The sequence below is a fragment of the Microbulbifer celer genome, assembly GCF_020991125.1.
Lineage (GTDB): Bacteria > Pseudomonadota > Gammaproteobacteria > Pseudomonadales > Cellvibrionaceae > Microbulbifer > Microbulbifer celer.
This window is the reverse complement of sequence record NZ_CP087715.1, coordinates 2558545-2573318: the sequence shown is the minus strand read 5'-3', so window position 1 is coordinate 2573318 and position 14774 is coordinate 2558545. Positions and strand designations below refer to the sequence as shown.

13 protein-coding genes are annotated in these 14774 nt (G+C 59.3%); 4 read left to right on the top strand and 9 right to left on the bottom strand.

From position 1 onward, the window contains the following. Positions 1-17: 17 nt before the first annotated feature. The 4 genes from LPW13_RS10790 to dksA form a co-directional block, all read right to left on the bottom strand. The gene (locus LPW13_RS10790; RefSeq protein ID WP_230435319.1) at positions 18-3017 is read right to left on the bottom strand and encodes an ATP-binding protein; all 3000 of its coding nucleotides are present in this window, start codon (positions 3015-3017) and stop codon (positions 18-20) included. Continuing rightward, the gene (locus tag LPW13_RS10785) at positions 3007-3183 is read right to left on the bottom strand and encodes a hypothetical protein (RefSeq protein WP_230435317.1); all 177 of its coding nucleotides are present in this window, start codon (positions 3181-3183) and stop codon (positions 3007-3009) included. Before LPW13_RS10785 ends, LPW13_RS10790 begins: the two co-directional genes overlap by 11 nt. 118 nt (positions 3184-3301) lie before the next feature. Continuing rightward, complete coding sequence (gene gluQRS / locus LPW13_RS10780) at positions 3302-4210, bottom strand: tRNA glutamyl-Q(34) synthetase GluQRS (protein ID WP_230435316.1); 909 nt, start codon at positions 4208-4210, stop codon at positions 3302-3304. A gap of 98 nt (positions 4211-4308) precedes the next feature. After that, complete coding sequence (gene dksA / locus LPW13_RS10775; RefSeq protein WP_230439187.1) at positions 4309-4746, bottom strand: RNA polymerase-binding protein DksA; 438 nt, start codon at positions 4744-4746, stop codon at positions 4309-4311. Between the two features lie 331 nt (positions 4747-5077). On the opposite strand from dksA, the gene sfsA reads away from it, so the two are divergent. Then, a complete protein-coding gene (gene sfsA / locus LPW13_RS10770; RefSeq protein WP_230435314.1) occupies positions 5078-5782 on the top strand; it encodes a DNA/RNA nuclease SfsA in 705 nt (234 codons plus the stop codon). Between the two features lie 179 nt (positions 5783-5961). On the opposite strand, the gene LPW13_RS10765 is transcribed toward sfsA, so the two are convergent. The 4 genes from LPW13_RS10765 to LPW13_RS10750 form a co-directional block, all read right to left on the bottom strand. Beyond that, positions 5962-6306, bottom strand: a complete 345-nt coding sequence (locus LPW13_RS10765; RefSeq protein ID WP_230435313.1) for a Rieske (2Fe-2S) protein — start codon at positions 6304-6306, stop codon at positions 5962-5964. A gap of 234 nt (positions 6307-6540) precedes the next feature. Beyond that, the gene (locus LPW13_RS10760) at positions 6541-7617 is read right to left on the bottom strand and encodes a S1C family serine protease (RefSeq protein WP_230435311.1); all 1077 of its coding nucleotides are present in this window, start codon (positions 7615-7617) and stop codon (positions 6541-6543) included. 49 nt (positions 7618-7666) lie between these two features. Beyond that, complete coding sequence (htpX, locus tag LPW13_RS10755) at positions 7667-8557, bottom strand: protease HtpX (protein WP_230435309.1); 891 nt, start codon at positions 8555-8557, stop codon at positions 7667-7669. Positions 8558-8669: 112 nt separating this feature from the next. Next, complete coding sequence (locus tag LPW13_RS10750; protein WP_230435308.1) at positions 8670-8954, bottom strand: TfoX/Sxy family protein; 285 nt, start codon at positions 8952-8954, stop codon at positions 8670-8672. A gap of 363 nt (positions 8955-9317) precedes the next feature. Here LPW13_RS10750 and LPW13_RS10745 point away from each other — a divergent pair, with 363 nt between their 5' ends. The 3 genes from LPW13_RS10745 to LPW13_RS10735 all read left to right on the top strand — a co-directional run bounded on the left by LPW13_RS10745 (position 9318) and on the right by LPW13_RS10735 (position 11571). Further along, positions 9318-10034 carry a M15 family metallopeptidase gene (locus LPW13_RS10745; protein WP_230435306.1) on the top strand — a complete coding sequence of 239 codons (717 nt, stop codon included), beginning with the start codon at positions 9318-9320 and terminating at the stop codon, positions 10032-10034. Positions 10035-10118: 84 nt separating this feature from the next. Further along, complete coding sequence (gene cysE, locus LPW13_RS10740; RefSeq protein ID WP_230435304.1) at positions 10119-10904, top strand: serine O-acetyltransferase; 786 nt, start codon at positions 10119-10121, stop codon at positions 10902-10904. Positions 10905-10989: 85 nt separating this feature from the next. Next, positions 10990-11571: a hypothetical protein gene (locus LPW13_RS10735; RefSeq protein WP_230435302.1), complete on the top strand. Its 582-nt coding sequence runs from the start codon at positions 10990-10992 to the stop codon at positions 11569-11571. A gap of 59 nt (positions 11572-11630) precedes the next feature. Here the strand turns inward: LPW13_RS10735 and LPW13_RS10730 are convergent, their stop codons facing one another. Then, the gene (locus tag LPW13_RS10730; protein WP_230435301.1) at positions 11631-14624 is read right to left on the bottom strand and encodes a TonB-dependent receptor; all 2994 of its coding nucleotides are present in this window, start codon (positions 14622-14624) and stop codon (positions 11631-11633) included. Positions 14625-14774: the final 150 nt, after the last annotated feature.

Genomic DNA, 14774 nt, shown 5'->3' with positions numbered 1-14774 from the left:
TCCAGTTGCGATCGGGGTCACTTTTCCTGTGGTAGCTGGACGATAAAGCATGCGCCGCGCCCGGTGTCCGGGTTTGCGGGGCTCACCAGCTCCAGTTGTCCGCCGTGATCCTCGACAATGCTGTAGACCATCGCCAGCCCGAGCCCGGTACCCTCTCCGGGCTCCTTGGTGGTGAAGAATGGCTCCAGGATGCGTTCGCGGTGTTCTGCGGAAATCCCCGGGCCGTCATCGGTCACCGATACACAGGCGAGTCCGGCGCGACGGTAACCTTCCGCGATGATGTGACCACCGTCCGGGCTGGCATCGCGGGCGTTGCTCAGCAGGTTGATAAACACCTGGATCAGGCGCTGGTTGTCGCCGAGGGCGATCAGACCCTCCGGCACTTCATTGGCAAAGGTTACCTCGGTCTTGTCCCTTTGCAGGGACAGCAGCTGTACCGCTTCCTCCACACACGCACGCAGGTCAACCGGCGCTGATTCCGTCTCCTGACTGCCGCTGTGGGAGAAACTGACCAGGGAGTGCACGATGCGACTGATGCGCTGGGTCTGGCTGAGAATCTGATCGGCAGTTGCCAGAACTTCCGGGTTTTCGGAATCAAACTGGAGGTTCTGCGCCAGGCAGGCAATGCCGGTGACCGGATTGCCCACCTCGTGCGCGACGCCCGCGGCCAGCCGGCCCACGGAGGCCAGCCGCTCGCTGTGTATCAATTCCTGTTCCAGTACCTGGGTCTCGGTGATGTCTTCCACCAGCAGCATCTGGCCGTCGCCGCGGTTGTCCCGCGATGTGGATCGGCCTCCCTTACCGCTCGCTTTCCCGCTGCTCTTGCTGCTTCGCCCCTGTTTCAGACGGGTCTTGTGCAGGGTGAGCCAGTGGCTGTTGCCATCCATTTCGACCTGCTGCTTGAACAGGCTGGCTTCCGCGGACTGGGCAAAATCCGACAGGACACTGCACCAGGGTTCCGGCAGGTAGTCGAGCTTGGAGCCGATCACCTCACTGGCGCTGATACCGGTGAGATCGGTCATGGCGTAGTTCCACAGCAGGATTTCGCCGTCGCGCCCGAGGGAGCAGGCCGCCATGGGCAGTTCTTCCAGCATCTGGCGGTGATACAGGCGCAGGTTGTTCAATTCTGCTGCGAGGCCGGTGAGCTGGTTCTTGTAGCGGCTCAGGCGCGTCTCAATCAGGTTGATGTCTTTATTCGCCGGCTGGTCCGTGGTCACGAAGGGAATGTGGCGATCCACAATCTGCCCCGCCAGTACCCGCCCCAGCAGGCCGGAAAGGTTGGCTTCCAGCTTGTCGCGCAGCTGGCGCAACGCATAGGGACGACGCTCGTCTTCCGGCAACCCCAGCTGGCGCAGGGCGCGGCTGACTTCCTGGCTCGCGGTGGCGGCACCAAGGCTTTCCGACAGGCGCAGGCGGAATTCTGCGGCGGATTGCAGCTCAAGCTCCAGTCGCAGTGCCTGGCTGATGGAGTCATCACTACACAGGTCTGCGGCGTAGCGCTCGAGGCTGGAGGTGGCGGTGAAGATGGATAACACGACAAACAGCAGCACGTTCGCAGATAGCGACAGGGTGGTGATCTGGGGCCAGATTTCCATTCCCAGAGGGATCTGGATATCGGTACCCGGAACCGCGATACCACTGTTACCCACCACCGCCGGCAGTAGCAGGCCGGCAGCCCACACCAGCATGCCCGCCAGTAGGCCGGCGATAAATCCGCGGCGATTGCCCGTGGGCCAGTGGATCACCGCAAAGATACCGGGTAGGAACTGCAGGGAGGCGATAAACGCGATGATCGCCAGATCCGACAGCGACAGGCGATTGTTCAGTAACAAATAGAACGCGAAGCCTGCCAGGAACAGTGCCGCCACCAGGGCCCGGCGCAACCATAACAGCTGGCGGTACATGTCGTCGTCGGAATGCCAGCGGGTTCCCGGTAGCAGCCAGTGGTTCATCACCATGGTGGAGAGCGCCAGAGTGATCATGATCAGGGCACCGGTGGCCGCCGAGAGGCCGCCGATAAACGCCAGGATGGTCAGCGCGGCAGAACCGCTGGCCCGGGGAACTGCGAGGGTAAAGTACTGAACCGGTTCCGCCACATCCAGCGCAAAACCCGCCCACATGATGGGGAAAATCGGCAACGCCATAATCAGCAGGAACAGCGGGAAGCCCCAGCTCGAGGTGCGCAGCGCCTGGGCCGCCGGGCGTTCGGCAACGCTCAGGTAAAAGATGTGGGGCATGGCCACCGCAGTGGCGATAAAAACCAGTAGCAGGGTATGGGAAGAGCCCTGTTTGATCGGGGTATACAGCAACTGCTGCATATCGCTGTTCTGTCCCAGCCACTGATCCAGCCCGTCGAGCCCGCCAAACACGCCGTATACCGCATACAGGCCAACAGCTAGTAGCGCCACCAGTTTCACCAGGGATTCCAGTGCCATGGCACTGGCGAGACCCGCGCGTCGTTTGCGCGAAGCGCCGTAGGTGCTGGTGAACAGCGCCAGTAACACGCAGTAGAAGAAGGCGATCAGATCCTTGCTGGTCATCCCCGAGTCCGGCAGCGCCAGGGCGGCGACATTGTCCCGCGACAGCAGCGCCAGGGTTTCCGCAACCGCCTGAATCTGCAGGGCGATCAGCGGCAACAGGCCAAGCAGCATGAACAGGGTGGCAAGGGTGCCCGCCTCCCGGCTGTGATAGCGAAATACCAGCAGATCTGCCGGCGAGGTGAGCTGATAGCGCTGTGCCAGCCGCGCCAGCGGCTCGAGGGCCACCGGCGCAAACAGGAACATCGCTCCGGTGCCCAGATAATAAGCCAGTACCCCGTAGCCATGTTGCCAGGCCAGATCGACGATGCCGTAATAGGTCCAGGCACTCAGGGATACCCCCAGTGACAGCACATAGAAAAACGGATTGCGCACCCAGTTCTCCGGCAGCCAGCCTTTGGAAGTGGCAAAGGCGGCAAAGAACAGGACCGCAATATAGGCAACCCCGATCAGCGCAATGTTGACGATTTCAAAGGTCATCGGGTTTGCGCCTCCGCTGAATGAATACCGCCAGCAGGATCAGTACGAACCAGAGAATAAACGGGCGGTACCAGGCGCCGGCGGGATTGATCATCCAGGTGAATACCGTGGGGCTGAATACATAACCCATCAGTACCAGCAGGATTAACAGGGTGCGGTTGCTCATAAAGTCGGGTTGTCAGGTAAGGGCTGGCAAACGGAGCCGGCAAACGGGTGCGCGGGGAAACGGGCGAAAAATGTTAAAGCGCCACCGGGCGCGATTCAACTGTCATTCTCCCACTCATTCACAACAAGCGATTGCGTCGGTCCACCTGGTGTCTCTGCCAGCGGGCGCTGGCCCAGGAAAGAATCTCCCCGACATTGCTTCTGGCGAGCTCCGGTGGCGGTCTGAAGCCGAGAAAGCCCAGTGCGGTGGCCAGGTTTTCCGGTGCGCGGCTATCGTCCAGCGCTGCGGCGTGGTTCTGTTTGCTGAGTTTCTGCCCGCTGTCATTCATCACCAGTGGCAGGTGGCCAAAGGCCGGTGGGCGCGCACCCAGGGCGTGGAACAGTCTCAGTTGTACGGCAGTGCAATCCATCAGGTCGGCACCGCGAATGATGTGGGTAATACCCTGAGAGATATCGTCCACCACCACTGCCAGCTGATAGGCATAGAGACCGTCCTTGCGCTTCAGGATCGGGTCCTCTGTTACCGCCTGGGACTGAGAGCCGTGCCAGATATCCTCAAACCCGGTACTGCCACCGGCACAGGCAAAGCGCAGAGCGTAGCTGGCACCGGGTTCCGGCGCCGTGCAGTTTTGCCGGTCGTGTCCGCCGGCATCGCGGATCTGCGCCCGGGTGCATCCACAGGGATACACCAGTGACTGCTGTTGCAGTTTCTCCAGGGCATCGTCATATAGAGGGTGACGCGCACTTTGCCAGGCAACCGGTTCGTGCCAGTGCAGGCCGTGCGCATCGAGGGATTTGAGAATGCGATCTGCGGCGCCGGGCATTTCCCGCGGTGGGTCGAGGTCTTCCATGCGCACCAGCCAGCGACCGCCGTGGGCCACCGCGTCCAGATAGCTGCCAACCGCGCACACCAGAGACCCGAAGTGCAGGGGGCCGGTAGGGGACGGTGCAAAACGACCGATGTAACTTGGCAGGTTAGCGGGGGTGGACTGGATCAAAACGGTGGACGTCTCGGGTGGGGGACGCATCGGAGATCAGGCGGCAGGTTGACAATCCAGCCGCCCACACGGATCAGGGGGACGCGAAAGGCGATACGGTCGGTATCGCCCCGCTCAAGCAGTGGCTATCAGCCGGAAATCTGCTTTTCCTTGATCTCCGCCAGCGTTTTGCAGTCCACGCATAGGGTAGCGGTGGGACGTGCCTCGAGGCGACGGATACCGATTTCAACGCCACAGGCTTCACAGAAACCGTAATCGTCCTGGTCAATCAGCTCCAGGGTAGCGTCGATCTTTTTGATCAATTTGCGCTCGCGATCGCGGGTGCGCAGTTCGAGGCTGAATTCCTCCTCCTGGCTGGCGCGGTCCGCCGGATCCGGGAAGTTGGCAGCTTCGTCCTTCATGTGCGAAACAGTGCGATCCACTTCTGCCATCAATTCGGCCTTCCAGGCCCGCAGCAGTTTGCGGAAATGCTCCTGCTGCTTCTCATTCATGTACTCCTCGCCCTTCTGTTCCTGATAGGGCTCGAAGCCGTGGAGAGTTTCGGATTTCGCAGCAGTGTTGGGCATAGTCATTGCCTCTCTCATAATACGGGCCCTGATAGATAAGGGCTTTACAACCAAATTCAAGCCTAGCCAAGCTTAAGCGTCTGCAGGCTGTATCCTTCTCTGGTCCGGGGTACCCCCCTGAAACCAAGAGCGAGGAAACTATCAAATCTCTTGCGTCAGCGCCACAAAATGTTGTCGAGTTAATGCGCGGGCAACAATCCTGCCGAAAAGCCCGGTAGGAATGGTGTAATCTGGTACGCACGCACCACTGAAATCGCGGAACTTTGATTTATTTCCTGACTTTGTGTGATGCTCGTGCGCCAGTCGATTGAATGATTTAACGGACCCTACTGTGAAACTGACCCCAACCCTGGCAAAAGGGCAATTATTGCGCCGCTACAAGCGTTTTCTCGCCGATGTAAAACTTGAAACTGGTGAAATTATAACCATTCATTGTCCAAACACCGGCTCAATGAAGAATTGCTGGGGGGAAAACACGCCATGCTGGTATTCAGATTCCGGCAATCCGAAACGCAAGTACCGCCACACCCTGGAAATCACCACTACGCCGGAAGGTGCGCTGGCGGGGGTCAACACCGGCCGCGCTAACGCGTTGGTGGAAGAGGCGATTCGCGATGGCGTGGTGACCGAGCTGCAGGGCTACGACCATTTGAAGCGGGAAGTGAAGTACGGAGAGGAGAACAGCCGCATCGACTTCTGGTTGAGTCGCGATGATGGCGCCGCCTGCTATGTGGAAGTCAAAAATGTCACCCTCGCCGAAGGGCCCCGAGGTTTGTTTCCCGATGCGGTAAGCGCCCGCGGTACCAAGCACCTGCGGGAACTGCAGAAACTGGCGGAAAACGGTGTGCGCGCGGTCCTGTTTTACTGCGTGCAGCATTCCCAGATTGAGACGGTGGAAGCCGCCGCAGAAATCGACCCGGCCTACGCCGCGGCGCTGGAGCAGGCCATTGCTGCAGGTGTCGAGGTGCTGGCTTACCGCGCAGTGATGGGCGCGGAGGAGATCCGGCTGACAGAGCCGGTGCCGTTTGTTGGGTAGGACGTAGCGCTGCTTAGTAAAATTTTTCAGTGGCGGTGACGCTGCCGGGTACGTTCTTGTGAGACACGCCGTGTACCCATCCATGGGGGCTCTTCTGCGAGGTCCCTCTCGCAGAAGGTCTCACAAGAACGTACCCGGCATCGCCACCTTCGCCCAAGACTGACAGCTTCCGTCTTGGCTCAATCCGCGAGCAGCACGTATAGGCCTTCCTGCGCATACTCGACGGGAACCGGCGTGAGCGCATCTCCGGCACAGGGGCCGGCGATACATTCGCCGGTGGTGATCTCAAACAGGGCGCCATGAGAGGCGCACTGGATCAGGGCTTTTTCCGAATCCAGAAACTGGTCCGGCTGCCATTCCAGATTGATGCCCCGATGCGGGCAGACGTTCTTATAGGCGAACACCTCGCCGTCTTTCTTGACCGCAAACACATTGTCCAGCCCGGCGCTGTTGTCGCCGAGGGAATAGCCTTTGGATTCGCCTTCCGCCAGATCTTCGTAGCCGCAGAGGAAATGTTTTTGCATAGAGTTCAGTCCGGTCCGGTTCTAACTGGCGCGAGAGTGTAACGGATTTGGGGGTGTTTTGAACCGGGGGGTGTTCCGGGGGAGTGGCGGTGTCGCTAGCGGGGGTGGCCTTGCGAGACACGCCGTGAACCCATCCATGGGGGCTCGGCTGCGGCCGTCCTGGCCGCAGACGGTCTCGCAAGGCCACCCCCGCTAGCGCCACCTTTGCATCGGAGCGCAATAACTTTTTCTAATTCAAGGGGCCGCCAATTCCAGAGAGGTTTCATACTCTTCACCCTCTCGCAGGTAGCGCACCGCCACCCGATCCCCCGGGCGATGATTTTCCAGCGCGTTCATCAGGTCGTCGTAGTTGGAGATGGGCTGTCGGTCGATGCCTGTGATCACATCCCCCAGCTGCCAGCCGCCGCGATTGCTGCGGTAAACCCCGCGCAACCCGGCTTCCTCCGCCGGCATTCCGGGGGCAATGCGCAACACCGCCACGCCCTCAAAGCCATAGCGGCTCGCCCACTGATCCGGCGCAGACTCGATACCGAGAATCGGTCGCACCAGGCGGCCGTGGGCAATCAGCTCCGGCACAATCTTCTTCACCGTATCCACTGGAATCGCAAAACCGATCCCCACACTGGCCCCACTGGGGCTGTAGATTGCCGTGTTCACGCCGATCAGACGCCCGCTGCTGTCCAGCAATGGGCCGCCGGAGTTACCCGGGTTGATCGCCGCATCGGTCTGGATCACATTGCGGATGGTGCGGTTATTCGCGGCCTCGATCTCCCGCCCTACGGCGCTGACCACGCCGGTGGTGAGGGTGGTGTCGAGACCGAAGGGATTGCCGATGGCGAGTACCTTGCGGCCCACCGCAAGATCCGCCGAATTGCCTGCAGACAGGGGCTTGAGCAGTTCCGTCGGCGCCTTGATCTTGAGCACCGCCAGGTCTTTTTCCGGTGCGGAACCCACCAGTTCCGCCGGCCACTCGCTGCGATCCTGCAGGGTGATGGTGACCTTGCGTGCACCCTCGATCACGTGAAAGTTGGTGACTACGTGGCCGCGATCGTCCCAGATAAACCCGCTGCCGGCGCCCTTGGGCACCGAGTGCAGACGCAGGCTCCAGCGGTCGCGCACCAGGGTTTCGTTGGTGACATAGACCACCGATGGGCTGGCGAAATTGAACACCTGCATGGTGTTGGTTTCGTCATCGGTGGAGAACTGCGGTTGCGCCCCTAGTGCGGCCGGTGCGGACAACAGAAGGCAGACACAAAAGGTGCGAACCAGGGGACGAAAAATGCGGTGGAAAATGGAAAGTTCTCTGTGCATCGTGATTTCCAGAAAGCAGGGGTGCCCGGCGGAGGCCGGGCACCGGGAATCATCGGTGGGCAGAATTTTGCAACGCCAGGATGCGATCCTCAAGAGGCGGGTGGCTGGCGAGTAGTGCCGCCATACTGTTGCCGTAGATACCGAACGCCTTCATGTTGGAAGGCAGCGGCTCCTCGCGGCCCGCTTCTGACTCGGCTTTGATGCGGGCGAGGGCTGCAATCATGGCATCCGGGCTGGCAAGGTGCGCACCGGCCGCGTCGGCCCGGTATTCCCGGCGGCGGCTGAACCAGGCAACAATCATCATCGCGAATACACCGAAGACCATATCCATAATGATGGAAGTGATGAAATAGCCGATCCCCAGGCCCTGTTCATTGCGCAGCAAAACCCGGTCTACGAAGAAGCCCACCAGGCGGGCGAAGAACATTACGAAGGTGTTTACCACCCCCTGAATCAGCGCCAGGGTAATCATATCGCCGTTGGCTACGTGACCGATTTCATGGCCGATCACTGCCCGCGCCTCATCCCGATTGAAGCGCTGCAGCAGGCCCGCACTGACGGCCACCAGCGCACTGTTGCGGTTCCAGCCGGTCGCAAACGCGTTTGCCTGGGGCATGGGGAAAATACCCACGTCCGGCATACCGATACCCGCCTTCTGGGACAGCTCGCGCACGGTTTCCACCAGCCAGCGTTCATCTGCGGTCTGGGGTTTATCGATGACCTGGGTACGGGTGGTCATGCGCGCGATGGTTTTCGATAGCAGTAGCGAAATCAGCGCGCCACCGATACCGAAGATAGCGCACATCAGCAGCAGCCCGGGCAGATTCAGGTTCACGCCATTGGCGTCAAGAATGCCCTGGATACCGAGAAGATTGAAAATGACACCGACCAGCAGCATCACTGCCAGGTTGGTCAGTAGAAAGAGCCCGATACGCAGCATTGAAGATCTCCGCAAATGGTGGGGTAACCACCATTAAATAGGGTCAGGCGGGGAGGTTTGCAAGCTGGTGACTTGCAGTTTTTGACACTAGAGATGAATTGGGAGAGGGCTGTCAGGCGTCGTCCTTGCCGGCCATCAACTCTTCCACCTCATCGACCAGTCTGGCTTTCAGGTCCGGGTCGAGGTCGTTCCAGTGCGTGTCCAGGATGGCGCCCTGAATGGCGTAGAGTAAAACCCGAGAGGCGTTGATACCACGGCCGCGAATACTGATGAAGGCTTCCACCGCGCCCACGCGGCGCAAATCTTCCAGTGTGCGGATACCGATAGAATGGAGGATATTGACGGATGCAAGCCCCAGATTTTTCAGCTGCAAAAGCTCGGACTGACTCGGGTGCATGGTTTTGACTTCCCTGTAATGTTGAGACCGAATTACTACACTGCGACGGTGGCACTCTGAATGGCGCCTTGCAGATTACCGCAGAATCGACTCGTGGCCGCTCGCTTCATTTCAGCGCTTCCATGGCTGATAGAGACAGGCATGCAACATAGCATAAAAAAAAGAAACCCCAAACCACGGCAGAAGCGGTTTTTTGATCGTGAGTAACAGTGCTAAATTGTCATGTCTGCATCATTAGCCTAGACGCCCTGTCAGGCTTTTGCAGTTATTTGGAATATTAAATCTTCTGGATATCCCTGTCGGATTGGGAGCTGGAGGAGAACCGAAGAGCACTTGAGAGGCGCCTTGGCGATGTATCCGACCATGCATAAGATGTTGTTCGGGCTCAACGACGCCCATGTGATTCTCGAACCCGTTTCCGGGCAGTTGATGCATCCTGAAGCGCTCACCGCGTTCTCGCAATTGCGGCGCGACGCGCGGGATGCGGGGTTTGAGCCCAGGGTGGTTTCGGGGTTTCGGGGGTTTGAGCGCCAGCGTATCATCTGGAACCGCAAGGCCAGTGGTGCGCGCCCGCTGTTGGACAGCGATGGTCATCCACTGGATGTGCAGCAGCTCTCCGATGAAGAGATCGTATTTGCGATACTGCGCTGGTCTGCGTTGCCGGGCGGATCCCGGCACCACTGGGGAACGGATTTCGATATCATCGACGCGGCGGCGGTGCCAGAGGATTATCAGGTACAGCTTACACCGGAAGAGGTGGCGGATGACGGTGTATTCGGACCGTTCCACCGCTGGCTCGATGAGCGCATGGCAGCCGGGCGCAGTTACGGGCTTTTCCGCCCCTACGCGGTGGACCGGGGAGGCGTCGCGCCCGAGCGTTGGCATCTGAGCTATGCCCCTCGGGCGCGGGAACTGCAAGATCTGCTTACTCCCGAGTTGCTGCGGACCCAGATCGAGGCCTGTCCGGCGACGGACAATCTGGCATTGGCCGATACGGTGTGCGCCAATATTGAATCCATTTTTCAGCGCTTTGTCGCCGTACCGGACAGCGCCTATCCGCAGAGCCTGGATCGTTTGTGAGCCGCGGGCTGTGAACAGGGTTGAACCGATCCATGACAGATACCAAGCGGACAAACAGGAAGCAACGCTATTAACGTCAGTGAATTGAAACAACGGGACATCTGGTCTGCGATGCGCGCCGAGGCCGCTGCCGCTGCCGCTGGTGAGCCCGTACTTGCGAGTTATTTCCACAATACGGTATTGCGCCACAAAACCCTGGATCGCGCGCTGGCCTATCAGTTGGCCTCGGTGCTGGATCACGCAGCGCTGACTGCCACCGCACTGCAGGAAGTGATTGCCGGTGCCATGGCCGATGACCCCGAGATCTCCCGCTGCATGCAGGCAGATATCTGTGCCTGGTATGACCGGGACCCGGCCTGTGATCAGTACCTGACACCATTTCTCTACTTCAAGGGCTTCCATGCACTGCAGTCCCATCGGATTGCCCACTGGTTGTGGCGCAAAGGGCGCCACACTCTGGCGCTGTACTTTCAGAGCCGGGTTTCCGAGCAGTTTGCGGTGGATATTCATCCCGCCGCCCATTTTGGCTGCGGCATCATGATCGACCATGCCACGGGTTTGGTGGTAGGGGAAACCACCGTGGTGGAAGACGATGTCTCTATCCTGCATTCGGTGACCCTGGGTGGTAGCGGCAGTGGCGGGGGCGATCGTCATCCGAAGATCGGCCGCGGTGTGATGATTGGCGCCGGTGCCAAGGTGCTCGGTCCGATTCATATCGGTGAAGGCGTGAAGATCGCGGCGGGTAGTCTGTTGCTGCGGGATGTGCCCGCGCATTCCACCGTCGCCGGCGTCCCGGGACGGATTGTCGCCGGCAAGTCCGCCGCCGCGCCTGCCTATACCATGGACCAGACACTGGATTCGGATGACTGAATCCGTTACAAAAGAATAAAGACAGGTCGCACGCAGACGCCGCGTGCGGTATCGATTGTGCGGCAGTGTGCTAAGAGGTCCCAGAATGTCCGAGAATCCTCACACCGATAACATTCATACTGAGAATACCTACAGCGTGATCTTTCGAGGAGATCTGCAACCGGGGTTTACGGTTGCCGATGTGAAAGCCAATTTTGGTCGGCTGTTCAAGGCCGGCCCGGCGGCGGTGGAAAAACTTTTCAGCGGACGTCCGCTGGCGATCAAGAAGAAGCTTACCCGGGACCAGGCCGAGCAGCTGAAGGCAAAACTCGCCCAGCTTGGCGCCTTGGCCACGGTGAAAGCGGAAGGGGAACCTGCTGCTCTGGCAACGCCAGCCGAGCCTTCTCCGTCAACGGCGTCAGTTTCAGAGACGGCGCCAGCGGTATCCGTTGAATCAAGCGCTGGTGCGGGGGCCTCTCTCTCGCTCGCGCCCATGGAAGGCTATCTGCTCAAGGAGCACGAGCGCAGCAAAGTAGCGCCGGTGCAGGTGCCGGTCAGTCATCTCAGTCTGCAGCCGGCGGGGGGAAATCTGGTGCAGGAATCAGAGCGGAACCGCGCCGCGCCGGTAGAAGTGACCGTTCCGGACTGGAAACTGAATACGGTTGCCACATTCAAGCTCAGCGACTGAGAGCGTTCAAGGGTTTCCCCCGGTACTTCCCCGGGCAGGTTACAGCCTCATTGCTTACTCTACAGCTGCCACTTCAATCCCATCGTCAAACGCCGTCCGTGCTGGTAAAACCCCTGGGGGATTCCACTGGCGCTGCGGATCTTGATCACTTCTCCCGTCAGGTTGGCGGCATCCATCGTCATACTGAGGGCGGGCGTCAATTGCCAGCGGACACTGGCATCCCACTGTCGGTAAGGGGCGGTTTCACTCTGGGAGCCGGCGATGATTTCTCCATAGGATCGTGAGCGGTAGTTGTATCCCAGGCGGCCATTCAATTTTTCGGACTCATAGTAGATCGATGCATTGAGTTGCGAGCGGGAATTTCCCGGCAGGTTCAGGGTGCGGCTATCGTCCGCTGCCGGCACCCGCGCATTGGTATAGGTGTAATTTGTGAGAGTGCCGAAGCCTTTGGCAAAGTCGTGCTGCCATTGCAGTTCGAGGCCACGGATATCCGCCCCGGGACCGTTGCGGGGGCGGGTGATGTACAGCGCCTGTCCGTTGATCTGTTCCAGATCCACATGGGGATAGACAAAGGTTGAGATATCTTTGAAAAAGGCCGTCGCTGACAGCAACGACGCGTTACCAAAATACCACTCGAGCCCCAGGTCCAGTTGATCTGCGCGATAGGGATCGAGTTGCGGATTACCTGCGGTGCCGTAACCACTGGTAGGCTCGATGATGATATTGGGAGTAAGGTCCTTGAAGTTGGGTCTTGCCATCACCTTGGCCACGGCGGCGCGGGCCATCAGTTGGTCATTCAGTTGATAGCGGAGGTTGAGATTGGGTAACGCGTCCCGGTAGTGGTTCTCAACCCGGTTCATGGGCAGGCTCTGTGGATCGTCGCTGATATCCGGTTGGTACGCTCTCGCCACCTGTCGGGTTTGCACTACCCGCAGTCCGATGTCCCCATGCCAGGGGCCGCGTTCAAAATCCGCGCTCACATAACCCGCCAGAGACTGTTCGCCGATCGCAAAATAGGCGCTGGGGTCGTAGGCGTAAGACATGGCGCCCTCAGCATAGAGGGGATGAATCACCGATTGCAGATGCTGCGGATCGGTCAGGATATAGCGGGTCAGGGTGGACGCATTGGCGTTGGCGGTGCTGAGTGTAGGGCTGAGGGGCCCATTGACCGCGTCCAGCCCCAAATTTTTCAGTGTCTTCCATGCGTCGGATTCGGTATCGATGGTGCCGGTTGTGAGATGGTTTTCCACCTGCAGGTCGCGGAGTTTGAGGCCGAAGGCCAGTCGTTGAATCCAGTCGCTCTCCAGCGTGCGGTGGAAATCCAGCTGGCCATAGTACTCCCGGTTTTCCATCGCCCGGATCCAGTCCCGGGAAACCGGCGAGAAGTTGTCCAGTGCGGCGGGGTCCTGCGGGTCCAGATCGAGGTAGTCCGTCTCCAGTGCATCGCGATCGAGACGGAAGTGCACCCGGGTGTCACCACTAAACCGGTACAGGCGATCGTGATCGGTACCGCCGCGGGCGCGGGTAAAACCGAACTGGGCATGATTTTCCCAGCGGCCGCCACGGTAATGCAGGTCCAGGTCGTAAACCTGTGTATCAATATAGGCCTGTCGTTGAATGCTATCGAGGAACGCGCCCGGGCTATCTGCGTTGTTCAGGGTCCCACCAGCGAGGATTTTCTTGCCGTTATCAGTGGGAATGAATATTGGATCCGTTACGGTTGCCGGTGGCGCTTCACTCAATTTGTAACCACCGGGAGAAAACAGGAAGTTGTGATTGCTGTTTTCGATGTCTACCTGGGAATCAACCAGATTTAATACCGTATTCCAATGCTCATCCGGCGCCCATTGCAGTGTCAGGTTACCGGTAGTGTGCGTGCGTTGCTGCTGAAAAAGTGCCGAGCCGCCGCCCCACACGGCGTAAACATCTTTCGTCTGCTGGCCGTGCTGATCGGTCACCGAGTAGAAATTGTTGTCGGCAAAAGTTTCCAGTCCGTCGCGACGGCTGTCCCGGTTCTGCCAATTGATACTGGCGAGAATGCCGAAAGTCCGCTCGTGGTTTTTCCAACTGCCCAGCGTCGATATCTGTGGGGCCAGGGTTTCTGCGAGGTCGTTGTACTGTTGTTCCAGAGAGACCCGGAGTTCCGCGGCGGGAAGGTCCAGCGGTTTGCGTGTGCGCACAATCACGGTGCCGCCGATACTGCCTTCGTCCAGGTCGGCCCGGGGCGTTTTGTGCACCTCCAGGGACTCCACCAGCTGTGACGCCAGGGTGGAATAATTGAACCCCCGGCTCAGATTGTCATTGGCCCACCAGTAGGCGGAGGCGACCTGTTGCCCGTTCAGCAGGGTACGGTTGATATCTTTATCCGTACCGCGAATGTTCACGTCCCGCCCCTCTCCCCAGATCCGGTCCACGGAAACACCGGGAATGCGCTGCAGGGCATCGGCCACATTCCGGTCGGGAAACTGACCGATATCCGCAGAGGTGGTCACATCCACAATATGGTTGCTGTTGCGCTTCACTGCGAGGCTCTGGCGCAGGGTAGAGCGCACACCGGTCACATAGGTTTCTTCAATGGGAAGGTGGTTTGGGGCTTCGGCTACTGTCAGTGGTTGTGGCGTGGGCTGCTTGTCGTCTGTGGACGGAAAAATGACCAGGGTCATTCCTTCGCCACCGTCACCAATTTGAAAGTCCAGATTGCTGTTTTCCAGCAGCCTGGTCAGTGCCTGGCGACGGCTGAATGCGCCGTCAATTTCCACGGCTTCGATATTCAGCAGCTGTTCCCGGCGAAAAAACAGCTGTAGCCCCGCCTGTTGCGCATAAGCCGTGAGTGCTTGATATAACGGCTGTGCCGGCAGCGCAAAGCTGATGGTCTCGGTAGTAAAACGGTGTTTACTGAGTGCGGCGCCGTGAGTATCTCCGGCCTCAGCCAGCGCAGAGGTGGCCGGCGGGAACAGGAAAAGCGGGAGTAACACAGCCAGTAGTGGAAGCCGCAACCCCAGGGTCGCGGGCGGTATAAAACTCAGCCAGGCCGGTGCGTACGTTACTTTCATTATTATCATTCGGCGGTATGCTGGCCGAGGTTCAATGCGGCCACAAAGAGATCAAAATACGCCCTTGCACTGGGTCCCGCAAGGCCGCCAGCCTGGTTTGCTGGGCCACTTTCCATTGTTTTGAGAAAACTGTCGGGTTTTTTATGGCTG

Bases quoted from the DNA above. Each gene is read 5' to 3' on its own strand.
- htpX (WP_230435309.1), bottom strand. From the start codon at position 8,557: ATGCTGCGTATCGGGCTCTTTCTACTGACCAACCTGGCAGTGATGCTG.
- LPW13_RS10735 (WP_230435302.1), top strand. From the start codon at position 10,990: ATGTCCGAGAATCCTCACACCGATAACATTCATACTGAGAATACCTAC.
- LPW13_RS10790 (WP_230435319.1), bottom strand. From the start codon at position 3,017: ATGACCTTTGAAATCGTCAACATTGCGCTGATCGGGGTTGCCTATATT.
- LPW13_RS10765 (WP_230435313.1), bottom strand. From the start codon at position 6,306: ATGCAAAAACATTTCCTCTGCGGCTACGAAGATCTGGCGGAAGGCGAA.
- LPW13_RS10750 (WP_230435308.1), bottom strand. From the start codon at position 8,954: ATGCACCCGAGTCAGTCCGAGCTTTTGCAGCTGAAAAATCTGGGGCTT.
- LPW13_RS10730 (WP_230435301.1), bottom strand. From the start codon at position 14,624: ATGAAAGTAACGTACGCACCGGCCTGGCTGAGTTTTATACCGCCCGCG.
- LPW13_RS10745 (WP_230435306.1), top strand. From the start codon at position 9,318: ATGCATAAGATGTTGTTCGGGCTCAACGACGCCCATGTGATTCTCGAA.
- LPW13_RS10760 (WP_230435311.1), bottom strand. From the start codon at position 7,617: ATGCACAGAGAACTTTCCATTTTCCACCGCATTTTTCGTCCCCTGGTT.
- LPW13_RS10785 (WP_230435317.1), bottom strand. From the start codon at position 3,183: ATGAGCAACCGCACCCTGTTAATCCTGCTGGTACTGATGGGTTATGTA.
- dksA (WP_230439187.1), bottom strand. From the start codon at position 4,746: ATGCCCAACACTGCTGCGAAATCCGAAACTCTCCACGGCTTCGAGCCC.
- gluQRS (WP_230435316.1), bottom strand. From the start codon at position 4,210: ATGCGTCCCCCACCCGAGACGTCCACCGTTTTGATCCAGTCCACCCCC.